At 38.3% G+C, this 25,464-nt stretch carries 21 protein-coding genes; 6 read left to right on the plus strand and 15 right to left on the minus strand.

Annotation, left to right across the window (positions count from 1 at the left end; all coding sequences use genetic code 11):
* Nucleotides 1–121: 121 nt before the first annotated feature.
* The 5 genes from ACQKNS_RS03545 to ACQKNS_RS03565 all read right to left on the minus strand — a co-directional run bounded on the left by ACQKNS_RS03545 (nt 122) and on the right by ACQKNS_RS03565 (nt 6,818).
* A complete protein-coding gene (locus ACQKNS_RS03545) occupies nt 122–1,261 on the minus strand; it encodes a Ger(x)C family spore germination protein (protein WP_427641223.1) in 1,140 nt (379 codons plus the stop codon).
* Nucleotides 1,261–2,772: a spore germination protein gene (locus ACQKNS_RS03550; RefSeq protein WP_427641224.1), complete on the minus strand. Its 1,512-nt coding sequence runs from the start codon at nt 2,770–2,772 to the stop codon at nt 1,261–1,263. Before ACQKNS_RS03550 ends, ACQKNS_RS03545 begins: the two co-directional genes overlap by 1 nt.
* Entirely contained in the window at nt 2,744–3,847 is a 1,104-nt protein-coding gene (locus tag ACQKNS_RS03555) for an endospore germination permease (RefSeq protein ID WP_427641225.1), read from the minus strand. Before ACQKNS_RS03555 ends, ACQKNS_RS03550 begins: the two co-directional genes overlap by 29 nt.
* A 256-nt stretch (nt 3,848–4,103) precedes the next feature.
* Nucleotides 4,104–5,660: a BCCT family transporter gene (locus tag ACQKNS_RS03560; protein WP_427641226.1), complete on the minus strand. Its 1,557-nt coding sequence runs from the start codon at nt 5,658–5,660 to the stop codon at nt 4,104–4,106.
* A gap of 123 nt (nt 5,661–5,783) precedes the next feature.
* Nucleotides 5,784–6,818 carry an aromatic ring-hydroxylating oxygenase subunit alpha gene (locus ACQKNS_RS03565; RefSeq protein WP_427641227.1) on the minus strand — a complete coding sequence of 345 codons (1,035 nt, stop codon included), beginning with the start codon at nt 6,816–6,818 and terminating at the stop codon, nt 5,784–5,786.
* A gap of 306 nt (nt 6,819–7,124) precedes the next feature.
* Here ACQKNS_RS03565 and ACQKNS_RS03570 point away from each other — a divergent pair, with 306 nt between their 5' ends.
* A complete protein-coding gene (locus ACQKNS_RS03570; RefSeq protein WP_427641228.1) occupies nt 7,125–8,555 on the plus strand; it encodes a sigma-54 interaction domain-containing protein in 1,431 nt (476 codons plus the stop codon).
* 258 nt (nt 8,556–8,813) lie between these two features.
* On the opposite strand, the gene ACQKNS_RS03575 is transcribed toward ACQKNS_RS03570, so the two are convergent.
* Complete coding sequence (locus ACQKNS_RS03575; RefSeq protein ID WP_427641229.1) at nt 8,814–9,563, minus strand: TerC family protein; 750 nt, start codon at nt 9,561–9,563, stop codon at nt 8,814–8,816.
* A gap of 451 nt (nt 9,564–10,014) precedes the next feature.
* Here ACQKNS_RS03575 and ACQKNS_RS03580 point away from each other — a divergent pair, with 451 nt between their 5' ends.
* Complete coding sequence (locus ACQKNS_RS03580) at nt 10,015–10,194, plus strand: H-type small acid-soluble spore protein (protein ID WP_076368724.1); 180 nt, start codon at nt 10,015–10,017, stop codon at nt 10,192–10,194.
* 253 nt (nt 10,195–10,447) lie between these two features.
* Here ACQKNS_RS03580 and ACQKNS_RS03585 read toward each other — a convergent pair whose 3' ends face one another.
* On the minus strand, nt 10,448–11,218 hold the full coding sequence (locus tag ACQKNS_RS03585) for a GH25 family lysozyme (protein ID WP_427641230.1): 771 nt from the start codon (nt 11,216–11,218) through the stop codon (nt 10,448–10,450).
* Nucleotides 11,219–11,664: 446 nt separating this feature from the next.
* Between ACQKNS_RS03585 and abc-f the strand changes: the two genes are divergently transcribed.
* Together abc-f and ACQKNS_RS03595 are read left to right on the plus strand one after the other, a co-directional pair.
* Nucleotides 11,665–13,302, plus strand: a complete 1,638-nt coding sequence (gene abc-f, locus ACQKNS_RS03590) for a ribosomal protection-like ABC-F family protein (protein WP_427641231.1) — start codon at nt 11,665–11,667, stop codon at nt 13,300–13,302.
* Between the two features lie 416 nt (nt 13,303–13,718).
* The gene (locus ACQKNS_RS03595; RefSeq protein ID WP_427641232.1) at nt 13,719–14,552 is read left to right on the plus strand and encodes a DUF2935 domain-containing protein; all 834 of its coding nucleotides are present in this window, start codon (nt 13,719–13,721) and stop codon (nt 14,550–14,552) included.
* A 115-nt stretch (nt 14,553–14,667) separates the two neighbouring features.
* On the opposite strand, the gene ACQKNS_RS03600 is transcribed toward ACQKNS_RS03595, so the two are convergent.
* Nucleotides 14,668–15,018 (minus strand): hypothetical protein, encoded by a 351-nt coding sequence (locus ACQKNS_RS03600; RefSeq protein WP_427641233.1) that lies wholly within the window; start codon nt 15,016–15,018, stop codon nt 14,668–14,670.
* 287 nt (nt 15,019–15,305) lie between these two features.
* Here ACQKNS_RS03600 and ACQKNS_RS03605 point away from each other — a divergent pair, with 287 nt between their 5' ends.
* A complete protein-coding gene (locus ACQKNS_RS03605) occupies nt 15,306–15,773 on the plus strand; it encodes a DUF2306 domain-containing protein (RefSeq protein WP_427641234.1) in 468 nt (155 codons plus the stop codon).
* Between the two features lie 259 nt (nt 15,774–16,032).
* Here ACQKNS_RS03605 and ACQKNS_RS03610 read toward each other — a convergent pair whose 3' ends face one another.
* The 6 genes from ACQKNS_RS03610 to ACQKNS_RS03635 all read right to left on the minus strand — a co-directional run bounded on the left by ACQKNS_RS03610 (nt 16,033) and on the right by ACQKNS_RS03635 (nt 22,757).
* Nucleotides 16,033–17,613 carry a hydantoinase/oxoprolinase N-terminal domain-containing protein gene (locus tag ACQKNS_RS03610; RefSeq protein WP_427641235.1) on the minus strand — a complete coding sequence of 527 codons (1,581 nt, stop codon included), beginning with the start codon at nt 17,611–17,613 and terminating at the stop codon, nt 16,033–16,035.
* The gene (locus tag ACQKNS_RS03615; protein ID WP_427641236.1) at nt 17,613–18,707 is read right to left on the minus strand and encodes a DUF917 domain-containing protein; all 1,095 of its coding nucleotides are present in this window, start codon (nt 18,705–18,707) and stop codon (nt 17,613–17,615) included. Before ACQKNS_RS03615 ends, ACQKNS_RS03610 begins: the two co-directional genes overlap by 1 nt.
* Nucleotides 18,708–18,733: 26 nt before the next feature.
* Nucleotides 18,734–20,053: a purine-cytosine permease family protein gene (locus ACQKNS_RS03620; protein ID WP_427641237.1), complete on the minus strand. Its 1,320-nt coding sequence runs from the start codon at nt 20,051–20,053 to the stop codon at nt 18,734–18,736.
* Between the two features lie 150 nt (nt 20,054–20,203).
* On the minus strand, nt 20,204–20,929 hold the full coding sequence (locus tag ACQKNS_RS03625; protein ID WP_427641238.1) for an aspartate/glutamate racemase family protein: 726 nt from the start codon (nt 20,927–20,929) through the stop codon (nt 20,204–20,206).
* A 125-nt stretch (nt 20,930–21,054) separates the two neighbouring features.
* A complete protein-coding gene (locus tag ACQKNS_RS03630; protein ID WP_427641239.1) occupies nt 21,055–21,654 on the minus strand; it encodes a TetR/AcrR family transcriptional regulator in 600 nt (199 codons plus the stop codon).
* Between the two features lie 293 nt (nt 21,655–21,947).
* A complete protein-coding gene (locus tag ACQKNS_RS03635; RefSeq protein WP_427641241.1) occupies nt 21,948–22,757 on the minus strand; it encodes a nitrilase-related carbon-nitrogen hydrolase in 810 nt (269 codons plus the stop codon).
* A 218-nt stretch (nt 22,758–22,975) separates the two neighbouring features.
* On the opposite strand from ACQKNS_RS03635, the gene ACQKNS_RS03640 reads away from it, so the two are divergent.
* The gene (locus tag ACQKNS_RS03640) at nt 22,976–24,379 is read left to right on the plus strand and encodes an amino acid permease (RefSeq protein ID WP_427641242.1); all 1,404 of its coding nucleotides are present in this window, start codon (nt 22,976–22,978) and stop codon (nt 24,377–24,379) included.
* A gap of 71 nt (nt 24,380–24,450) precedes the next feature.
* Here ACQKNS_RS03640 and ACQKNS_RS03645 read toward each other — a convergent pair whose 3' ends face one another.
* Complete coding sequence (locus ACQKNS_RS03645) at nt 24,451–25,311, minus strand: MurR/RpiR family transcriptional regulator (RefSeq protein ID WP_427641243.1); 861 nt, start codon at nt 25,309–25,311, stop codon at nt 24,451–24,453.
* Between the last annotated feature and the right edge of the window lie 153 nt (nt 25,312–25,464).

Consider the following 25,464-nt stretch of genomic DNA (forward strand, 5'->3'; position numbering starts at 1 on the left):
ATGTAAGTCAAAATAAATCCTTACATAGTTAGTTGTTGAAGTGGCTGCCATATCATATTCATTGGAAACGACTTTGAAGAAAGATTCTGTCATGGCAGCCTGTGTTCCACTTCTGAAAGGATCAATTCATGTACTCATATTTATAATCGCCTGTTATTTTAATAGCACTATCCACCTGAATATTACGGATGGATCCTTCATTAAGGCTAAAACCCGCTTTAGAAACTTCTTTCCATTTTTTCAAATCCTTCCTGTAGATAACTCCTTCTAAATTATAGATGTCTATATTTTTTTCAAGAGCATATTGGTACGTATCCCTAATTTCTTTCTCTAATGCCCTCTGTATTTTTTCTTTAAGGTGTGGTAAGGGGATGTTTTCTTCCATATCCGTTACGGCACCTTCTACTTCAATGGAAATATCGAATTCGACTTCATCATTTACATAGATTGGCTTTATATTGAATTTTGGCCTCATTAAAGATATTTGAACATTTTTGTTTTTGTTGATTTTTATTCCAATTGGGGACCTTACCGTTGATTTTGTTAACCATCTCATCCCCCCAAGATGTTTATTTGGTATCTCCCCCATTAGATGATTATTTTTAATAAGGTAGGACCCTGATAGCTTTACGGTGTTCTGTGATTTTTCTTTTGCTTTCCACACCTCATTTTTCAACGAAATCTTTGGTAGTTTTATTGTCATTCCTGTTTCATAATTTTGCGTATAAAATCTTTGGATCCGGATGGGCTCGACAAAGGATCTTAATTTATAAATATCATCCGGATTGAAAATGCTTGTTTGCACTGATGAGCCGAATAGACTATTGACAAAGAGGATCTTTTCCAAGGAATCATCGGTACCATATAACCAAGTTGTTTCCCTGATTTGCTGAAATCTTAAAATGGGATCGTTTACGTTGACCAATCCATGTTTTAGTAAGCTTTCAGAGAAAATGATCAATTTAACATGGGCCCAATAAATATACTGGTTTGACCTTTTATAAATGTCATTCATGGCCTCGTTCATGGTTTTCCCCCGCCCTTTCGCGACCCAAACTGTTGTTGGTTTTGGTTCCAAGCCTTCTTGTTTAGCCACACCGGCAAAAGACGTCACCTGCACATAAATGACATACTGACTATTTTGATAATCTATTCCCATTGCACTTATATATTGAATATCTTGAATATCCTTGGTATCCCAGCAGCCGCTTAAAAGAGCAAGGCTCAATACAGATAGTATAATTCTAAGGATCATTTTCATTAGCGATTTCCTTTTGTATTGTCCTTGGTTTTCAACGATTCGGCTCGTTTCTTTCTAAAGAGATATGGCTTCACAAAGACACCTCCCCCTAGAAGATCTTTCAAGGATATTGGTGAAATAGGCGCTAAGTAGGGTAAACCATAAACCTGCAGCCTTGATAAATAAAGAACAATAGAGAAAACACCGAGAAAGAATCCGAATAAACCTAAAACAGAAGAGAGAAATAATACAAAAAACCTGGCCATGCTTACAATGCCACCTAATGATTGATTGATTAATGTATAGGTGGCTACCGCAGTTGTACCTGCCACAACCAACATCGTCGGCGATGTAATCCCGCCTCTAATTGCCGCATCACCAATGATTAATCCACCAACAACAGCCAGTGATTGACCGATTGCTTTTGGGAGTGTGATCCCTGCCTCCCGAAACAGCTCAAATAAACCCAAAATCAAGAAAGCCTCTTGTTGAGGTGAAATGGGCAACCCAAATCTTGATACGGTTATCGTCGCCAAAAATGAGAAAGGGAGCTGGTCTAATTGAAATGATATTAGTGCTATATAAAAACCTGGCAGGAATATGGATACCACCAGTCCGATAATGCGAAAGAAATATTCGAAATTCGTATAGTAAGATGGAGTATGACGATCTTCCGCGGCTTTTAACAAAAGTGTAATATTACCTGGCCCAATTAAGGCAGTTGGTGACCCATCCACTAAAATGGCAAAGCGCCCATTATTTAAACTGGCTACAGCATAATCCGGCCTCCCTGTATAATCAAAAAACGGGATCAGTTTGAACTTTCTGTCTGATAAAAATTCCTCAAGTTCAGTAGTTCCCAACAAGATATCTGTGTTTATTGAGGAGATTTGCCTTTTTACTTTTTCAATGGTTTCTGGATTTACAACATCTTTCACATATAATAAATTGATTTTTGTCTTGCTCCTTTTCCCAATGGTGAATGCTTGATTTTCGAGTGATGCAGTTTTATATCTTTTTCTGATCAACCCTAAATTAACAGAGATATCTTCGATAAATCCATCACGTGGACCTCGGATAGAAATTTCACTACTTGTTTCCTCGGGACTTCGATTCGGGATGCTAGGCAGGGAAAACATGAATAATAATTCCAATTCTTCAAAAAGCATCAGAACCATCCCGGAAAATACGTTTTCCTCCACATCTTCTTTTAAAGTGAAGGAAGGGAAAACCCTACTGACTTTAAATTCGTCTTGCGGATCCTCTATAACGTCTTCTTCCTTCAGTTTAGAATTTATGAATACACTACCTTCAAGCCGTGCTACTGATTCCCACAACTTTTTGACATCCACCAACACCTCTGAATAAATCAACGTGCATAGAAGGGGCGGATCTATTTTCCCTTTAGATGTAATGGTATGCTTTTTAAATTTTACATCCGAGCTCATTCCGAATACTTCTTTGAAATACTCCGTCTTTAGTTGGATCTCCGAAGAACTCCCCTTATTTTCCTTGTTCAATAGAGGCTCCATTCTTTTTCACCCTTTCTTTCAAAAAAATGACCAAGATAATGAAAAAGGTTATAAACAAAATGCTAATCACACTCAATTTAAAATAATATCGTTCCGTAAAATTCCTGTATGTTGGAATGTCGATTGGTATACAAAGCGCGATGATTAAGGAGACTGATATAGCAAGCAAAACAATATTTTTTATTTTCCTTGATTTAATTTGAAACAGTTCCCCCATTAAGAATATCGATAGCGATACACGGATAAATGCACCTGAAAGCCATTGGTATATTGATAAGAAATCCAGCCGGTTCAAATACTTACCCATGGTTAGTAACCGCCATTGAGCGTATGCAGGATTGCTGATTTTTGCAGCCTGTACCGGACCAAACTCCGTTATGGAACCTATTATGGGTCCCATGCTGATAAACAGAAGAAATAAACTTAAAAAAAGTAAACTCCTGAACTTTATTTCTGTCTTTATAAACTGTTGGATCAAAACAAGTAGAAATATCTCTGTAAAACCTCCACCTAGTATTACGACCCCGTCCCAAACAGGTGTAATCCCATTTTCAAAAATAGGGAAAAGCAAGGAGTAATCCTTAAACTGTATATTCGCTGTCATTATCATAAATCCAAGTGCCACAACAAGGGGCAAAACCAATCCCCCGGCAATGGCTATCGTTTTGATTCCAGCCTCGGCAGCAATAAAACATAGGATGATGAAAGGTATAAACAATATATATTCTGGCGTTTGAATCATATAAGTACTGTTTACCCAGGAAAATGTGCTAAATAAAGTGACAAACAAGTTCAATAAAAGATAGAAGAAAAGAAGGATCTTTATGGACCAGGCAGCGAGCGGGTGACTGTGAGTATGAAGCCAGCCAATGATATGCTGTTGCTTTGTTTTATTTATGATCCAATAAACCATGGGAAGCCAAAATAGAAAAAGCATCCCGGTGGCTAAATTACTGATCCATGAATCTCTTCCGGATGCCCCAAGCAGTGAAGGCAAAACGATAACATGGTTCATCAACCCAATGGATAGAATCAACACAATTGTCGCTTGAAAAGTAGATATACTTTTTATCATGTGACACATCCCCTCATTATTAATATGAGGAGGCATTTTTGTTTTTATTCATACGGTGCATCGTTTCTTTAATGAATAGGTAGGTATTCCAACGGCCATTCCCGTCAATAAGCTCCCTGAATCAACTGCCGTCTTGGCGATAAATAATTTAATGGCATTTTTGTTTACAAATCACGCCAAACAGGCACCAGCTGATTTTTAGCTGGTGCCTGTTTGCTTTTTCCCTTATACTGTACCTCCCAGTTTGAATGATGCTTTAAGATGTTAGTTTTGTAGGTTCTTCATTGATTGTTTTTTCTATACTGCTGCTTCCTGCCTGATCCTCTTTAATCCATTTAATGAGCGATATCGATGCCATTGCCATTATTAAGATGAGTGGAACGGAAGTAATGACCACTACTGATTGAAGAGCATGCAGTCCTCCACCGAACATCATGGAAAACGCTACAAGCTCTATGACCAACGCCCAAAATATTTTGTGCCATCCAGCTGGTTCTTGATCTAATGATAACTTTTTGGATGCAGCGCTTGCTAATGTGAATGATGAAGAGTCCAGTGTAGCTGAAAGAAAAATAAGGGTGATAACCATAATCGCAAACAAGGCAATACTGCCGCCGGGAAGCCCCAGGTAAATGGCAGCGATGGCTGCTTCCCCACCTTTTTTCTCTAAGATGTCAATGACAGGAACAAGTTTATTGAGTTCAAAGTAAAGACCTGTATTACCCATGATGGAAAAAGCTGCCCAACACCCTACTGTTCCTCCAATACATTCAGCAAAAATGACTTGTCTTATCGTTCTTCCTTTCGAGATTTTTGCTACAAATATGCCCATATAAGGAGCACAAGCAAACCACCAGGCCCAGTAAAATATCGTCCAAGCTTCCGGAAAGCCAGAATTGGCAACAGAGTCGGTGTAGAAACTCATACGAAAGAAATTCTGCAACAAAATCCCAACGCTATCCGTAAACCTGTTTATTATAAACAAAGTTGGACCAGCTAAAAGGACGAAGGCAGAAAGTGCCAAAAAAAGGTACGTATTGATATTAGCTAATCTTTTCAGGCCTTTTTTCAGACCAAAATACGTGCTAACACAGAAGATTAATGTCAAGGCCACTATTAGCGCCATATCTAACATAAAGCCTCGTGGTATATTAAATAATTCAGAAATACCTTCAGAAATCATCGGAAGCCCCAAGCCCAAAGCCGCCCCTATTCCACCAACCAGTCCAACCATGAAGAAAACGTCAATCGCTTTTCCTAACCAGCTATTTGCTCCCTTTTTGAGAACGCCTTCACACGCTGAACTCAATTTAACACTCGGGTTTTTCCTCACATATAAGTTATAGGCAATCGGCAAAGCAGGCAGACAGTATAGTACCCAGGCGCTAAAGCCCCAATGAAATAATCCATACGTAGAAGCCCAATCCGCCGCCGCCGCAGTTTTTGGTTCGGCCCCAAAAGGCGGAGCAGTGTAATAATACGCCCATTCAATCGCGCTCCAGTATGTAATGCTTGCACCGATACCCGCCGTAAATAACATAGCTAACCAACTGAATGTCGAAAATTCCGGCTTGGTATCAGGCGCACCAAATTTTATCTTTCCGTATTTACTGAATGCCAGCCAAATCAAGAAACCTAAAGCCGCCACCACAGCCCATAAATATAATGAACTCAAACTCTCGGCAATTAAATGATGAAGATCTCCGAGGATTGCAGTCCCTCTTTTTGGATTTAATAGTACAGGAATTGATAAAGCAGCAAGTATAGCTAGAGCCGGCCAAAAGATTGCTTTATCAACATTTGATTGTTTCATAATAAAAGAACCCCTCTTTCATTGCTTTTTGATAGGATGAAAACTTACACTTTCAGCTCCAGCTTTTACCAACATATATAAACGCTTTCATTTTTAAACCATAGGTCAGTTATGGATTACAGACTAGCTTTCCATCGCTCTTGTGACTAATTGATGAAAATGTTTCAAACCGTGCTCGGTCGGAGAATATACTCCTCTTCCACAAGCCCTGGAATGTAATCCACTTTGTAGTAACTCAACCAATTCGAAGTCTTCTTCCCGCACTTGATCTACAAATTTGATTAAATCTTCCTCTTCTTCAGTCAAGTTTTCATCAGCAAAATAATAACGATAAATGGCCAATGAACTCTTTTCATCAACCGGGATAATATGGCTCGTCGTCATATTCCCAGTACCTGGGTATATACTTATCATGGTATTCGGCCAAACCCAGTAAAAACGTGCACCGGGACCTTCTTCTTCATCACTAGCTGTCGTACATTGATAAGAAAAATTATCACAGGGAGTAATACTATATTTAGTTAAATCGAAGGCCTTCGAGAAGCTAGGATGTGCAATTTGACAATGATCACATTCCAAATAATTATCAATGATTGATTTCCAGTTAGCTTGAACAATTCGACGGTTTTCCCTGACCTTTTTTAAGGAACTAAGAAATGTATATTCATTTATGTTATTTAAAAAAGATTGATAATCTGTTTCGAAAGCAGGTGCATCCTGATTTAGATTTACAAATATCATCGACTGATGTACTTCTAAACGAATGGGAGTCATGCAGCTAGGTTTTTCTATATCATTTGTTTTGAAATTTGGAGTCCTGTTCACCTTACCATCTAAATGGAATGTCCATCCATGATAGATACACTGGAGAATTTTTTTATTTCCCTGTTCTGTACGCTCGACTATCGCACCACGGTGAGGGCAAATATTATAAAATGCATGCAATTCCCCGTCCTTGCCCCGTGTTACAATAATCGGCTCCCCGACCAAATCAAATGTAAAGAAGTCTCCAACCTTCTCCACCTGGCTTGTATGACCAACCATGATCCAATTTTTATAGAAAATTTTTTCCCTTTCCTCCTTCATGACTTCAGGATTCACATACTTATCATAAGGTAGTGTATAGTCCAGCCTTTTCATTTCTTCTTTTGTAGACATAATGGCAGTTCCTCCTTTTATTATCCATAAAAATAAAGACTTCGCTGAATAAGGATACAGGTATTCCTTTTAAACCTCCTCTGCCGATTGGCTTCATACTTCCTTATTTCTGCAGCATGCTCTACTTAACTCTTATGCAAGGATAATGCCATTTCGAAAGCTCCTATTATTACCGATATTTTACTATTTCCCCCTTCTTTAATGTATAAATATGATTTATAATTGACTCAATTTAACCATAATAGACTCATTCTAGTTATTATAGACTCACTTAAACAATTAAAAGGGGATGAAGGGGGCAAACTGATGGAAAACTTTATGAATAATGAAGGAAAAATTGAAATGAGTACAGAGATATTGAAAAAAATTTTAGATCATTCACCTAATGAGATATATGTACTTAACAAAGATGCCTGCATTATTTATGCAAATAAAGCGTATGAAAGGCATTATGGAAAACAGTTAAGCGAAATAGCCGGAAAACATAACAATGAAATTTTCTCCAAAGGATATTGGAAACCCAGTATTTTACCCTTTGTTTTGAAAGAAAAGAAATCGGTTACAATCAAGCAAGTTTCATATATTGGAAAGGAAATGATTACAACGGCCATTCCTTTACTCAACGATGAACAGGAAATTGAACTTATTATTACAACAGCACAAGAACCAAGCTATAAAGGGTTATACCTTCCGGACGAACATGAACCAGAAAATCTAAGTGAAAAGAATTTATATAAAGATAGCGTAATTACGAACAACGAAAAGATGAACAATGTAATGGAGGTCTGCGATAAGATTTCTATGGTCGATGCGACCATTTTGATTCAAGGGGAGTCTGGTACAGGGAAAGGAGTGTTGGCTAAATACATTCATAATAGAGGACTTCGAAAGGATTCGCCCTTCTTATCCATTAACTGTGCTACCATACCGGAACAATTAATAGAATCCGAACTTTTCGGATACACCGATGGTTCTTTTACCGGGGCAAACAAAGGCGGAAAAAAAGGTTTACTTGAAATGGCTAACGGCGGTACCGTATTTTTGGATGAAATTGGGGAAATCCCGATTAATATTCAGGCTAAGCTTTTGCAGGTCATTCAAGACCTTGAATTTCTTCCTGTCGGGGGAAGAGAACTAAAGAAAGTGGACATTCGGATTATTTCCGCTACCAATCGAGACTTATTTGAGATGGTGCAGAAAAAAAGATTTAGAGAAGATTTATATTATCGACTTAATGTAGTTAATTTACAAATACCGCCATTAAGGGAAAGAAAAGAAGATATCATTCCGCTTTCTTACCATTTTCTATCAGTATTCAATAAAAAGTATCAAGTTAATCGGATTATATCGAAGGAAGTCCTCGACATTTTTTATGACCATCCTTGGTCAGGAAATATAAGGCAATTAGAGAATTTAATAGAAAGCTTAGTTGTAACGAGTGATGCTATCATCCAAGTATCTGATTTACCGACAATGCTACAGCAAAAAAATGCTCAAATAACCCCAAGTCAAGAAACACCACTTAGTCAAAACGGCACCGTCCAAAACAGATCAAGTCAAATGCCCCAAGATTATTCATTAGATAAAGCGTTAGAAGAACTTGAAAGAAACATGATTGTTACCTCCTATACAAAATTCAGGAATACAAGGAAGATCGCTCAACATTTATCCATTAGCCAATCAAAAGCATCACGGTTAGTGCGGAAATACTGTAAAGATTTAGACCTATATGATTGATTCATAATATGAGTGTGTGGGCTTATTGATAAAAATTTTTGGGCGGTGCCATAAAACAAAGGTTGGTACTAGCGGATGTAGAACTGGTCATCGGGTAGGATATAAAAAGCGAGTCCGGAGTAGACCAACTGGCGCAAAGAAAGTGCTTGGAGGCAAAAAAGACCGAAATTGAGTTCGGTCTTTAAATCCTATTTAGAAAGCATAAGGTATACAAAAATCAACACCAAGATATTTCAACTCTTTTTGATTCTGATAACATTAGTCATTTTGCTTATCATTTTTCACTGTTTTTCCAGATAAAAACCATCCGCCTATAGCAATAAGAAGCATGACTGTCCAAAAGATAATATTCCAAACCGGCCCTTCAACAAAATCATGTGGGATAATGTGCACGGCTGGATGTGCAAGGGTATGCATTAATAACTTAACCCCTACCCAGCCAACGATTAACATCGCTGCCGTTTCAAGGCTAGGTCGCTCCGTCAGTATCTTAACAAAGTATCCTGCTGCAAACCGGATAACAATTAAACCTGCAATTGCTCCTAATAAAATGACAATGAATTTTGCCCCATCCATACCTCCAATATCACCCATAGGAGTATCCGGCAAGGCAATGACAAGGGCGACTGCAGCTAAAATGGAATCGATCGCAAAAGCAATATCAGCCAATGCAATTTGCGCAACGGTCATACGATAGCTCTTCCCTTTTCCCTCTTTCTCCCCATGGTCTTTTTTTAGTAAATGCTTTAAGGAGATGAAAATCAAATATGCAGCACCAATTGCTTGAACTTGCCAGACATGGAAAAGGTACGAAATAATAAAGATTGCACCAATCCTAAATATAAAAGCTAAAAGCAACCCAATATTAATCGCTTTTTTTTGCTGTTCTTTTGGTAAATGCTTTGACATAATGGCTAAAACCAATGCATTATCGGCAGATAATAATCCTTCTAAAAAAATTAGAATAATTAACACCCAGCCATATTCCAATAATAACGATACTTCCATGATACCCCCCTAATATAAGAATGTGTATGGACTTCAAACCAAACAACACTTTCTCCTCAATATTGTCCCATCTTATCTGCTTCCTTATACAACCCTTCCGTCCCATTGCCTCCATATGAATAGTGGTACCTAAGCGACTCCCTCATTGAAAGCAAGGCATCCGTTAGCTCTATAACATATTCTTTTTTGCTTTGGACTTAGCCCATTGAGAAAAACTGGGGTTCCAGTCTGCGATTCTTCAAATCCATTACCTCAAGATTCATTTTACAATATTTTTAAGATTAAGAATTCATTTCTTTTCATTACAAATATCATTCACGACGGATAATGAGGAAGGTTAAACATCATCGTGCCTTAAATGATTTATTTACACCATTAAACCCTGAATAAACGAATAAAATTAGGCCTTTCCCCAAATAATAGGTAGACTAATCAGCAGGGAGGGATATAGGTGGATGTTAAACGTGTAAAACAGATACTTTCTTCTTCATCCGACATTGAGGTGAGATATAATGGTACCTCAGTATGGATTGATAATTTAAATGAAGATGGAAGAACGGCTACAGTACATTTAAGAGGACCATTAGAAGAAAGATCAGAAGTAGCAATTGACGAACTTAAAGAAATATAAGGAATATCCATTAAAACTAAGCTCCTCTTCAAAGAGATGAGTGGGGTTTGTCTACAAGGGTTTGTACATTTTTAACGTTAATTTACTCTCCAGGCACTCGCTTTCCGCGAGCGCGGTCCGGGAGCCTCCTCGGCGCCTTTGCGCCTGCAGGGTCTCTCCTGGACGCGCTTTTCCCGAGGAGTCCCGCACCTTCCGTTCCAATCTACTCTGTTTTAAATTATGAAAACTAAGCGCCTCTCGTAATGAGAATAGCTTATTTCAACCTTATTTTTTGACCGATATAAATTTTGTCGGGGTCTTTAATTCCGTTAAGACTAACAAGTGATTTTACCGTTGTATTATGTTTTTTTGCAATGAAGCTAAGTGTGTCGCCTTTTGTTACTGTATAAGTTGTGGTTGATCCGGTTTTCAATGCACGGGTGTTTTGCGTCCTAAAAGTTTTTATTGTATTTGTAAAATCCCTATAGGCTATATTCAAATCCACCTTCGTACCGATGCCCCTTATTTTACCCGAATCAGAATGCTGCCAAATATCTGCACTACGTCCCAACGTGCTGTTGTATCTGGCAATCCACAAAGCGTAATTCGTCAACCTTGATTCATCTAAAGTATTTTCGAGAAAGTATTTACCAGTATACAGCATGGCCGTGTATCCAGCTTCTTCAATAGCTTCTAAAAAAGCTAATGCTGCATCGGTCAGCGTTTTTTTCTTTGCCCTTTTTTTATTTTCCTCAAGATCAAGAACTAGAGGGTAATTTAAAGCAAAAGATCTGATTGAATCTATAAAATAAGCAGCCTCAGTCTTTGCTTCTGCAACAGTTGCAAACTTTGCATAGTGATAAGCCCCGACTTTCAATCCCGCTGCCAATGCTTGTGGTGCATTTTCCTTGAAATAGGATAACTTGGAATAACTCGTTCCCTCTGTTGCTTTAATGAACACGAACTTCACGTCTGCCTTTGCAACTTCCCCCCAATTAATGGCACCTTGCCAATGTGAAACATCGATTCCCTTTATATATTCCATAATCCTGTCCTCCTTAAGGAAACAACCCTATGGCAGTAAATGTTTCATGAATTTATCTCAGCCTTATAACACATCATTCAGGAAAAATGCAATCCTAATGCTCACCTTATCATAAGATATTTAATGTAGTTAAACCAATAATAAATCTTTGAAATTGGATTGACATCATGCTGTTTCCTTTTGTTTTCAAAGATGAATTTATGCTATACTGATTTTATTACTATCAGAAGGGATGATGGGTGGCCGATGATTAACTAATCTTATTTTCACAATTTGAAATCACATATTTCAAATCATACGAAATAGGATTAGTCTGCCCATTTTCTATAAATTACAGAGCTATACTCAAAATAGCTCTTATTTGATAATGCACAGGTACGGCTAATCCTTCCATATGAATTGGGAGGATTTTTTTTGTTCTCCCATTAAGGAGAGGGATGGATTATATGAAAGAATTATTAAAATTAACCAATATTAGCTATGAAGTAATGGATGTAAACATTTTTGAAAAGGTGAATGCCAGTGTTCAACAAGGCGAAATCATCGGTATCATTGGCAAAAATGGTGCCGGTAAATCAACATTGTTGCAATTAATTTACAATGATATAGAGCCAGTACACGGACAAATCCAATGGCTGCAGCAAGACTTGAAGGTTTTTTTGGTTGAACAAGAAGTCGTGTCGCATCCTTCAGAAGATAAGACCCCTTCCGAAGTTAAACTGCTTGATAAAATGCATGTACCAGACCATGAATTCCAACAATTAAGCGGGGGAGAAAAACTGAAAGCCAGACTTGCAAAAGGACTTTCTAAGGATGCAGACCTGTTACTATTAGATGAACCGACGAACCATCTTGATGAGGACAGTCTAGAATTCCTCAAGGGACAAATAAAAAATTATAGAGGCACCATCATTTTTGTTTCCCACGATCGTTATTTTTTGGATGCTGTTGCAACGAAAATTTGGTCGATTGAAGATAAAAAGCTAATTGAACACAGAGGGAATTATTCTAGTTATATGGAGGTTCGCAAACAGAAAAGACTCACACAACAACGTGAATATGAAAAACAGCAAAAAATGGTTGATCGGATTGAGGGACAAATGAATGAGATCACTTCTTGGTCGAAAAAAGCCCATTCCCAATCGACGAAAAAAGAAGGAGTTAAGGAATACTATCGCGTAAAAGCAAAACGAATGGATGCACAGGTTAAATCTAAACAAAAGCGTCTTGAAAAAGAGCTTGAAAAAGTAAAGGCTGAACCTGTTGAATCCGAATATACTGTACGCTTTTCAATTAAAGCAAAAAATAAGATGGGAAAACGATTTTTGGAAGTTAAGAATTTAACGAAGTCTTTTAACGATCGTTCACTATTTAAAAACGTCAATTTCACGATTCAGCATGGTGAGAAGGTATCCATAATAGGTCCCAATGGCAGCGGAAAGACGACATTATTAAAAATAATTCTTGGTCATGAAACTTTTGCGGGCAATGTTTGGAGTTCACCATCTGCAAAAATTGGCTATTTGACGCAAGAGGTGTTTGATTTACCACTTGAACTAACACCCTCCCAGCTATTTCATAAAGAAACTTTCGAGTCGAGAGGGAACGTTCAAACTTTAATGAAACACTTAGGCTTCACGGCATCTCAATGGACAGAACCCATTAAGAACATGAGTATGGGTGAGCGAGTGAAGTGTAAGTTAATGGAATATATCCTGGAAGAAAAAGATGTGCTTATTTTGGATGAGCCGACAAATCACCTGGACTTAGCTTCACGGGAACAACTTGAAGATACATTAGCACAGTATACTGGTACGCTAATCGTGGTTTCACATGATCGATATTTTCTAGAAAAAACGACAAGCAGCAAACTCATCCTTTCAAACCATCACATACAAAAGCAATTGTATGAATCATCCTCAAAAAGAGATGATCTAGAAGAACTACGATTAACACTTGAAACAGAAAGACAAGAAGTTTTGGGAAAGCTTAGCTTTATGACTCCAAACGATAAAGCGTACACAGAACTCGACCAAAAGTTTAATGAGCTTACGAAAAAAATAAATGAACTTAATGACAAATGAATATCAATAGTAACCTATTGATATTGCTGGATTAAAATACGAGAACCCTTAGAATGAATAATGTCTAAGGGTTCTTTTATACAAAGTGGCTGCTGAAATTTTTCTAGAAAATACATGGTATTCGATTCCCCCCTAATCTTTAAGGTTACTTGCTTTTGGTGCCATCCTATGATCAGAATCCTTTCCCTTTCTCGTTAAAATGCAAATCTTCACATATACGGCAAGAACATGGATGAATCATGGCATTCCCCTTCAATAGATTCAAAAACTCATCATAAAGAACGCCATCAAGTACCACTTGGGGGCAAAAGGATATTAGTAATTACTTTTATTTATATTCAAATTGAGCAGAATACTAATGTCCCTTTGTTAATAAGATTTAATGATGGTTTTGTTTTAAAAAGGGGGCTTTAGTTATGAATGAGGACTTACAGGAAGCTATGAGGAATAAATCAGGAATGTTTGTTGCACGTTCTTTGGATGAGATTCGTTTTTGGTCAAGAATAATGAAGGAACACTCGTTATTTCTAAGACTAGGCTTTAGATGTGAAGATACACAGCTAATTGAGGAGGCAAATCAGTTTTATCATTTATTTGAACGGATAGAACAGCAATCCCATTCATTAACAAATCAAGCTGATCCAGAACAAATCAGGAGATTTAACTCGGAAGTGCAACAAGCTGCTACAGGAATATTTTTATTCAAAAGGAAGGTATTGGGGTTGATACTCACCTGTAAGTTGCCTGGTGCGAACAATTTCCCACTTTTAGTCGACCATACAAGCAGGGAAGCCAATTATTTCAGAAAACGATTAAAAGAATTAAATGAGGGTAAATTGAAACCACTTGCGGATGCCATCATCAAAGAAAATGTGTTCTTTTTAAGGATCATGGCGGATCATGCAAAATTCATCGGACATCTCCTTGATCCTTCAGAAAGAAAGCTGGTGGATATGGCGCGTGATTTCAGCAATGATTTTGATCAATTAGTCTTTCAAGCAGTGGACTTAGAGTCCATGAAACCGCAATCTCAAACCGCTCCTCTTTTGGATCAATTTCTCGATCAGAACCGAGTATCCGTCGTTTCACTTCGAGACTTTAAGAAAACCGCCAGAGATTTAATCGAAGAATGCAAAATCAAGAGCATTATACATCCTCTATTGGCAGATCACGTTTTCCGTGAAGCTGAACGTTTCCTTGAAATCATCGATATGTTTGAATCCCATCTTACAGGTGAAACATACAATTGATTGAGTAGGCAGGATATAGAAATATAGTATTTTGATAAAATTGCTATTATGGATTAATAAATTCAAATAAAATTGGCCCCTCTCGATAAAGAGAAGGGCTTTTATATGTAAAAAGTTAAGATAGTGAGTTCACCAATGTTTTAAGTTTCTCTTTATCAGAAACATGAATCCATGGTAAATCCAGCTTTTCATCGTCAATACCAGGTTGGATAACGCGGCTATATAAAAGGTCCCAAATACAATCATTTAATAACTGGATATCCTGGTCTGATATTTTCCGGTTATATGCTACATTAGCGGCTTCTGATTGTTTATTCATTCCCCCTATCAAGCCTCTTTGTTTTAATGAACTTCTGATCACTTCCCTAATAGCCCCTAGACTAGTCAACGGAAATACATCAAGGTGCTTAACGATCATTCTAAAAATATCATCTTTAGATAAGTCCTGTTCAATATGTTGTCGCAATTATTCCACCCCCATTCGTCAAAATATTCTTCATATGAAACGTAAAATCCTCCTTTATTCATAAAAAGGACGACGCACACTGTCTTTGGAGTGGGCACTGACCTTTCAACTCATAAAAAACAGATTGACTGAAGACTAACCGCCACGAATACAGCGCCTGAATCCTTCTTTTTGCAAAGGATTCAGGCGCTGTTTAGAAGCCCAAGTTTATTACCAAATTACCGTTGGGAAATATTTGAATTGTGGTAAAATACATATAAAATAATGAATATTTAACGAGGGGAAAGTTGCTTATCTTTACGTTCATTCTGTTCATTCATATTTTCGCTGGATCAATATGTCTTATAAGTGGAATTCGTGCTATGTCTTCAAAGAAAAGAAGAGGCAAGCATACAATTTGTGGTGAAATTTATCACAGTGCATATGTGGTAGTCTTTATAACATCCCTGACAATGGCATTGTTGAATTGGGAAAGCAGCGCATATTTATTTTTCATTGGGATATTTTCATATTCTTTCGCATTTATAGGCTATCTTGCTGGTAAGAAGAAATGGAAAAATTGGATCGCCTCTCATATTAGCGGGATGCTCGGTTCCTATATCGCTATTTGTACTGCAATTCTTGTAGTGAATATACCCAATATAACTATCTTGAATGAATGGAACCCTTTAATTTTTTGGTTTCTTCCTAGCATTATAGGTTCACCGCTTATATTTTTGGTTGGACAGAAGTATAAAAAGTTCAAACCCTTCTAAATACTGTCAATCAAACTTCCATTCACAAAAACCATTTAACAAATCCCAAAACAAAAAAAACCTCTCAATTAAGAGAGGGCTTTTAACAATGGAGGAGTACCACTTAGGGGGTAGTACAATAATCTAATTATCGCCAATCAAAAACATTTATATTCATTGTTAGGAGGCAAACAAGGTAGTGTTCAAGCCTTCTTCCACTTACTAGAAAAAGCAAAGCTTCCTCTTCACAGTAAATAGCTAAATTACAGTCCCCTGCCTGCTACACCAATTCATTCATTTCAGACTGGGCTAAATCACCAGCTGCTTTCACACGAATACGGGTTGCATTCCCAGGCATATACGCTAAAGGTACATCTTCTATGTCGACAATAACAAGCGTTTCGGGATCGGCACCGGCGCTGATCGCTTCTGACATCGCTATTTCCTTTGCCTGTTCCAATGCTGTTTCCCTTCCTATTTCAGCTAGTGCATATACTTTTTCAATCTGCCCGCTAACCTGGGAGATAGCCGACCCAATGGCATTTGCTACACCTGAATGTAATGGGCGTATGACTTCAGATGCACCTTTTAATTCCTCAGGTAAAAGGATGCTTCCACCTCCAACGAGAATGACTGGGACTGGTGCAGCACTTGTTTTCATCTTATCAATAGCTTCTTCGACCAGATTGACCATATTTAAATAGACTCTATTTAATAATTCCTTATCAAGGTGAGCCACTTTTGAAGCATCCCCAAGTTCCACCTTTCCAAGAGCCACAGCAACATCCGTTGTCGTTAAAGTATCACCACCGAAAATCAAGGCTTTTTCTGGCAGCCGGTAACCGACACTGTCCGGTCCAATCGTGAACTCTCCATTCTCTCCTATGCGGATTATTGTCCCTCCGCCAAGTCCAATCGAGATTAAATCAGGCATCCGGAAGTTTGTTCTGGCTCCTCCAATCTCTACTGCCAGAGATGATTCCCTTGGAAACGATTGAACTAGAACACCAATGTCCGTTGTTGTTCCCCCAACATCCAAAACGATTGCATCGGTTAATTCACTCAAATAGGACGCTCCCCTTAATGAGTTAGTCGGACCGCAAGCAACAGTGAAGATAGGGTATTTGACCGCATATTCAATTGACATCAATGTTCCATCATTTTGGCAAAAGAAAACTTTTGCCTCAATTCCTTCATTTTTCAGTGCATTGATGAATCCGTCCGCAGTGGACTTAGCGACGTTTACAACAGCCGCATTAAGAATCGTCGCATTTTCCCTTTCCAATAAACCGACAGAACCAATTTCTGAAGATAAAGAAATTGAGATTTTTTCTCCCAGTACTTCTTTGAAAATTTCACTTGCTCTTTGTTCATGTGTTTGCGATACAGGTGAGAAGACAGATGTAATCGCGATGGAATCCACTTTCCCATTGATATCTTCGGCAATTTGATACAAATGCGCTTCATCTAATTCAACAATCTCCCGGCCATCAAATTCATGTCCGCCTCGGATTAGGTATACGTATTTCCCGAGCACTGCTCGAAGGTCTTCAGGTACGCCGATCAGCGGCTTAACCGCTAAAGTAGCCGGAGCACCAATGCGGATTACTGCGATATTGTTTAACCTCTTTCGTTCAACGATAGCATTTGTACAATGGGTCGTACCCAGCATTGCATATTTAATTTGCTCACGAGGAACCTTTGCGTCATCGATTATTTTTCTCATTGCTGTATAGATGCCTATGGAAACATCTTCCGTTGTAGGTGATTTCGTTTCCGAAATGACCTGATTATATTGATCTAAAAGCACTGCATCTGTATGGGTTCCCCCGACATCAATTCCTATTCGATAAACACCCATTATACTAATCCTCCTTTTTTCACTAGTTCTTCAACAGGAACATAACCGACTTCATAGCCAAAGTATTTTGGACCAACTGCTTCAATTCCTTTTTCCGTTCGCCACTTTGGATTGCACGGCATTCCGATCACCACGCATCTTGCTCCATATCTGATCCCTTCAGTAGTGATCGGCAATCCGGTTTCAGCATCAAGCACGGCGATCAAATCTGGAGTGACACAAAGCAATCGTTCCTCTGTCTGTGCAATTAAATGCTCATTTTGGAATCGCAACTCAAGTTTTTCTCCCTTATACTCATTGATTCCCTCGAATGTTGCCACACCTCTAGCAAATCCCGTCTCTGTCTTGCGGTTGATATCACTCACTTTTCCACGGAACAATTCAAACCCGTCCGCCTTATTCAATACTTCTTTTATTGGATCAACATTGTTTTGCTTTGCAAGCCTTATTGTCTTACCGATTTGTTCTTCTAAACTTAGTATATTTCTAATTCCGCTTTCCTTTATATTCTTTCCTGTCATTGGATAGATGGCAGTCATGGTTGAACCGCCCATTTCAATCGTTGCTGCACGGGCAATCCTTTCTGTCCAGACATTATTTATGGTTGAAAGCAGTGACGTATTGCCTTTCTCATCCGCAAGAACCATCGGAGTGGCTGCAATTCCATCTAAATAAAAAGTGACCATCTGCAACTCAGGGAATGCTCTTCCCATCCCATCAACATCCACCACAGGCAAGCCAAGCTTGGCAGCAAGTGCTAGGGGCACCATCGAATTCACTCCGCCTGCTTCGATCGGCATCGTTGCAAAAATCTTTTTCCCTAAATAAGATTCGAGGTTTTTGAAAGCAGCCGTTGCTTCTTCACCACTTGGAGCTTTTTCCAACATAACCGTCGGTGCACCCATCATTGCGGAAGGAACTACTAATGCGTCATCAGGAACTTCATCCACATCCAACAATGTGATTTCCCCGTATTCTTCGATTGCCTGTAAAGCCATCAGTTTACCAATGTAAGGATCTCCTCCTCCACCCGTTCCGAGTAAAGCCGCACCTACTGCGATATCCTCAATTTCCTGTTTACCTAATTTCCTCATTTCTCAAAACCCCCGATTTTCAAAAATTATGATGCGATATGATCCCTATTCACTTTTTTCCCTTTGATGGATTTTATAAAAAACACTCCTGCGTAATAGATAATGCCGCTTATTAGAAGGGAATTGATAGATGGTATGCCAACCGTAATAAAATAGCCGCTTGCAAATCCTGCTCCCCAGGCAACTAATGTAACTGGATTCAATTTTTCAGGCTCGGATGGCAATGTCCCTTTCTCCCTGCTTTCATCAAGAGCCTTTCGATACGTTTTTAGCACGAAGTAATCAACCACCATAATTCCAGCTATTGGAGGTATCATGATTCCAAGTAAAACAAGGAAGTCTACAAATCTATCGAGGATGCCCATAATGGAAAGCAAAGTGCCGATAGCACCAATTACCAGTGTAACGAGTCCTCGATTCATCTTGACCTTAAAAACTGAATCGAAAATATTCGTAAAGCCAAGAGAAGAGGAATATAAATTTACGTTATTAATTTTCACTGTGGAAAAAACGACAACGGCAGCGCCAAGCCAGCCAGACGTTTGGAGCATGATGCTGACAACATCGCTCGTTTTTGCTGCATGGGCCATTAACACAGCGATCATTCCTATACCAAGTTCACCGACTAGTGTACCAATGGTAGTCATCCAAAAAACATCCTTACCGTTTCTGGCAAACCGACTGAAGTCAGGTGTGATTACGGCACCAATAATGAATCCTCCAGCAACCATCGTTGCACCCACGCCAAAAGGAAGACTCTCTCCCGGAGGCGGCGTTCCCATTAAACTGAAAATGGAATGATCACTGAGAACTTGATAGATTCCGATCCCTACCACCAATAGAAAAGCAGGAACGGTAATTTTGGCAGTCATGCTTAATAGCTTAAAGCCAAATATAACCAGTACAGTTACACCTAATCCGGTAATGGCAGCTGCAATTGGCAGGGTCAATTTACCGTCGGTGGCTTCAACCAATCCATTTGCAAAAACAGTGTTCTGTACTCCAAACCAGCCAATTGTACAAAAAGCAATGACAGCGCCAATGATACTCGAACCATACCTGCCAAATCCTGTCCAACGTGACAATAGACTGGTTGAAAGGCCTTCACGTGCACCGGCATAGCCGATTAGAAAACTTATAACTTGTAAAATGACACTTCCAAACATCATGGCCCAAAACGCCTGCCAAAAAGTCATTCCGTATCCTAATGCCGCACCTAACATAAATTGAGAAAGTGTAGCCAGGGCACCGACTCTGACAATCATGATATCCCACATTGGCAATCTCGCATTTTGTGGAACTCTCGATAGAGAGTAATCGTCTCCCAACTTAGTATTATCTTCCATAAACTTCACCCCCTATGAATTACTTCTCAGCCTTATCGATCAACTTGGAGATTTCCCTGCCTTTTTTAAAGCTATCTCGAATCTAAAATATCCTGAATATTCCGTTAATTAACTTTACAAGATTCGGTGTTTTCTTTTTCTTAAAAAAGTTTATGAACTTTTTACTCTCTGTTTAGAAGGTGGAGTCATGTAGGTCAAGCGGCTTTGTTTAACCCCCATAGCAATTAAAATTTCAAGCATCTTTGTAGCTGCAAATGCGGGATCAATAACCGGAACGTCATAACCTTTTTGCGATAATCGTTCCTGAAGCTCCGCTGCAACACCCATAAAGCCTGTACACCCTAACACTAAAGCATGGGCATTGTCATGTTCAATCGCCTTTATCATTTCTTCAAACAACGCACTTTTTAACTTTTCCTTGTCTTGTACTTCCAGAACAGGAATATTTACATATCTAATGGAGGCGACATTCCCATCTACACCTAGAGTTTTACTTATGTTTTCAATCATGGGCACAACATTAGGCAGTACCGTTACAATAGAAAAGGATTTTGCTAATGAGCTCGCAACAAGCATGGAAGACTCACACGGCCCAACAACGGGAATATCCAATATTTCTCTTGCAGGCTTCACGCCTGGATCTCCAAAACAATCACTAATTACACCCTCATATCCCTCTTCTTCAGCCAGCTTTGCTTTCTCCAGGAAATTAGGTATACATAGTGCTTCATCATATTCACTCTCAATTGATTCAGGTCCGTAATCAAGGTTGCAAACTCCAACTTCAGTGTTTTCAGAAACATAAGATTTAATCTCTCTTCTAATTTCTTCATTAAAAATATCCGATATAACCGGCATGATCACTTTAATTTTCATTGGAATACACTCCTTTGTTTTTTTATAGACTCGCTGAAACATTTTTATTTCATGATTTTATTATTCATATCACCCCCTTTTAGCAACAAATCCATTTCTGCCATCGTTATGACTTCACCTTTTTATTATTCACTTTTGGGGTATTTCCTTTCTATATCACTAAACATGGAACTGATGAATCGATCTGCAATATGAACTTGTTCCATTAAATCTTGTCCCTCATACAAGTTTATTCCCCAGAATAATCCATTCCCGAGTAAAACAAATTGCTTAATGATTTGGTCCACTTCGCCTGCGGAAATGCTCGGATACCTCTGCCTCAATAGATCCTCAAGTGAACTGGCCATCCAATCATTAAAATGCAACAAATACTTTTGTAAATATAGTTTAATTTCCGGGATGGGTGACGTAACTAACGATATGTACGCCATAGTCCCACGCTCATCTTCTTTGTGATACTTAACGATTCCATGAAGCATTTCACTAAAAATCTGATTAACTGATCGAGAACTTGTTTTAGCTAAAATCCGTTTCATTTCGGCTAAATGGTTATCAAGCAATTGTTGAAAAGCGGCGATAAATAATTCCTCTTTGTTTTTATAAAAAAAATAAATGGATGCTGGTTTTATTCCCACTTCATCCGCAATCTTCTTCATGGTAGCTCCCTGATATCCATGTAATGAATAATGTAAAAGGGCTGCATCTATCAATTCTTGCTTTTTCAATTCATCCCCACCTAACGTTTGTTAGGTAAATTATATAGTGTATTTTTCGGAAAAACAATAATTTTCTGAAAAATGACCCTGAATGATTAATTATCATTGTGATAACCTTTAGACGAGAAATATTGTAGTTTAACGTTAATTCGGGAAAACCGATTCATGGTTTTAAAATTTTTTTACTTACAAATAAAACAAAAAATCCATTGATCATTTAAGAATGATCAATGGATTTTAATAAACTTTTATAGAATTCTAGTTAAGACTCACATGATTCGTATAATGAATTTTGAAAAAAACTATTTTTCCAATACAAGTAACGTTTCATTTGGCCACAATGCCTTGTCCAAATCATCCAGATAAGGAACTTCTTTTCGCACCTCGGATATAATTGAAAAATCCACATCATGAATTAGGATACTCTGCTCCGTTCTTGAAGCTTCACATAGCACCTTACCGTTCGGAGCAACAAGTTTACTCTTTCCGCAACTTCCCTCGTTAACCGTGTTTACACCAAGAATATAAACCGTATTATCGAGTGCACGTGCCGGAAGTTGGATATCCCATCTTGTTTCAGCCCCGTAACTCCATACTGAAGGAACAATAATAAGTTCTGCACCTTGAAGTGCTAGAATTCGGCTTGGTTCAGGAAATTCAATATCTGCACAAATAAGGACCCCTATTTTTCCTTTCGATGTTTCTATTGCATTATAGACTTTCTCACCAGGAGTAAATATTTCCTTCTCTCTTCCCCATAAAAATGATTTTCGATAAGTGGCAATGACTTCCCCTGATGACTCAATTACAGCTAAGGATATGTAAAGGCTTCCATTTTCCCCCTCAACAAAAGGTACGATGAGTATTACTTTTAACTCTTTAGCGAGCCTTTGAAATAATGAAACTGTCTCTCCAGTCGGAACCTCTTGCATCGATTGAAATTGCTCCTTCGATAAATAGTATCCACTCACCCAAAGTTCAGGTAATACGATTAATTCAGCTCCCTGTTTAGCCGCCTCTTCAACCATTTCTATACATTTTTTAATATTTTTATCCCTTTCTCCAGGGATAGCTTGTAATTGAACTGCAGCAACCTTAATCAACAAAAGCACATCCTTTTCTGCAAATGTAAATTATCAGATTTTTTAGAAACCTGTGTTTAATTTAATAATATTTTATTTCATTTAATTAAGCAATGATTATTTCTTTTAGCGTTTAGTTTTGAATTTTTTATTTCAAAAAGTCTAAAAATTGTGTAAACTATAATCAATCCAGTTTCAGTTAGGGTAATGATAGAGTTTTACACAAACATTTTTCAGGGAGGTCTTACATGAAAAAACAACAGAATGATTTAGAACAATCACTCAGTTCTCGTCACATGTCAATGATTGCAATCGGAGGCGTCATTGGTGCAGGTCTTTTCGTAGGTAGTGGCGCTGCCATACATAAGGTCGGGCCTGGCATCTTGATCTCTTATGTAATTGCCGGTGTATTAGTGTTCTTGATTATGAAGAGCCTTGGTGAAATGGCCACTTCCAATCCATCAAGTGGTTCATTTTCAGAATATGCCCGGGACGCAATTGGGCCTTGGGCAGGTACAACAGTTGGGTGGCTTTATTGGTTTCAATGGGTTGTCGTTATTGCCATTGAAGCCATTGCAGGTGCAGCCATCATCCATATGTGGTACCCAGGCATTCCATTATGGTTTCTTGCTTTGGCCTTGACGATCGCTTTGACTTTAACCAATATCTATTCAGTGAAATCCTTTGGGGAATTTGAATATTGGTTTGCCATGATTAAAGTAGCGAGCATCATCGCCTTTTTAATTTTAGGCGTATCGTATATATTTGGATTTTCAGGGGAATCGACGGTAGGAATTTCTAACCTTGTACAAAACGGGGGATTTTTCCCTAATGGTGTAAGTTCCGTCTTCGTGGGAGTCATCACTGTATTTTTCTCTTTTGCCGGTACAGAAGTAGCAACCATTGCAGCAGCTGAATCAAAGGATCCTGTTAAGTCGGTCTCTAAAGCTATCAATAGTACAATTTGGCGTGTCTTGATTTTTTATGTAGGCTCGATAGCCGTAGTTGTGACATTACTTCCTTGGAATTCTGCTAATGTATTACAGAGTCCATTTGTTGCCGTTTTAGAAAACCTAGGCATTCCTTTTGCAGCCCACCTCATGAATTTCATCGTTCTAACTGCTGTTTTATCTTGTCTAAACGCTGGATTATATACTACATCCCGAATGCTTTTCTCTTTAGCTAAAAAAGGGGATGCCCCTCAATATTTTAGTAAGTTGAATAAAAATGGCGTACCTGCCAGAGCTGTTTTCGCAGCTACCATATTTTCTTATATTGCTGTAGTGATGAGTTATGTTTCGCCTGAACTGGTTTTTCTGTTTCTTGTTAATTCATCCGGAGCGATTATATTACTGGTTTATTTGGTTATTTCCATTTCTCAGTTAAGGATGAGAAATCGATTAGAAAGAGAGAATCCCGAAGCTTTGATAGTGAAGATGTGGTTGTTCCCTTATTTGACATATGCGACAATCCTGGGGATTTCCATCATTTTAATTTCCATGGCTTTTATCGATTCTACAAGAAGCCAACTATATTCAACACTTTTACTAACTGGGGTAATTATTGTGTTGTCGCATTTTTTCGAAAAAAAGAAAACCAGTGGTGCAGAGGATAAGAGTAAACTATACAGTAATTTGCCTCCAATGAAATAAGCTATGGCAGAATATCATTATGTGTAATTAAAAAGCCTTACTCTTCCACATTGGGAGAGTAAGGCTTCATTCTATTGCATTTTCTTTCTTTGAAAAACATCAAAATGACTCCAGATGTCTTCCAAAACTTCTAATCGATCGTGTATATCTTCCTGCTTCTCTTTTCCGACAAACATGATCAAAGCATTAATCAAGCTTAATGGTGCAACGAAAGAGTCAATGAAGCTGGGCATCTGACTGGATGCTGTCAACGGAATGTCCGCATGAGGAATAAGCGGTGAGAGTAAATTATCCGTAATGGCAATTGTTTTCGCATTTTTTTCCTTTGCAAAAGAAAACATTTGTATTGTACTTTTCGTATATCGTGCAAAACTGACACCAATCACTACATCTTTTTCACTTAAATTATATAACTTTTCCGATGAATTCTCCAATGACTGCAGAAGCTCCACATTATCGAGAACAATTTGAAGATAATATTCCAAAAACACGCCTAGGGAAGTGGCACTGCGGTTTGCGATAACATATACTCTTCTCGCTTGTAATAAGCATTGCACTGCTTCATGGAATGCATCTTCATCCAATTTCTCCATCGTGGATTTTATGTTTGCGATGTCATCTTGGAAAACTTCGTATACCCCTGAAGACTCTTTATTGTACACCTTTTGGGACATCTTTAATCGCTCTGTAGTTGTCAGTTGCTGCTTAACGGAATTCTGCATATACTGCTGCATCTCTGGATAGCCTGAATAGCCAAGCGAGGTTGCAAACCGCACGACAGTGGCATCACTTACCCCTGCCATTTTCGCTAATTTTCCAACTGTAAAAAAAGGAACCGTCGTTTGATTCTCTAATATATAAGTAGCTATTTTCACGTGGGACTTGCTCATTTCCCCTATTTGTCCAGCGATGTTTTGATAGACGTTTGACATTAAAAAGAGCGCCCCTTTATTTATATTTATGTATTGTAGGAACATCTATTTTCTTTTTGTGAGTGATTATAATTTAACAATAGATTTTTTCATCCTTTATTGTCAAGTTAATTGCAAGTGGCATTGTGGAATCAAAAAAGGCCAGGTCAATTG

The sequence above is a fragment of the Peribacillus sp. NPDC094092 genome (assembly GCF_050279365.1).
Taxonomy (GTDB): Bacteria; Bacillota; Bacilli; order Bacillales; family DSM-1321; genus Peribacillus.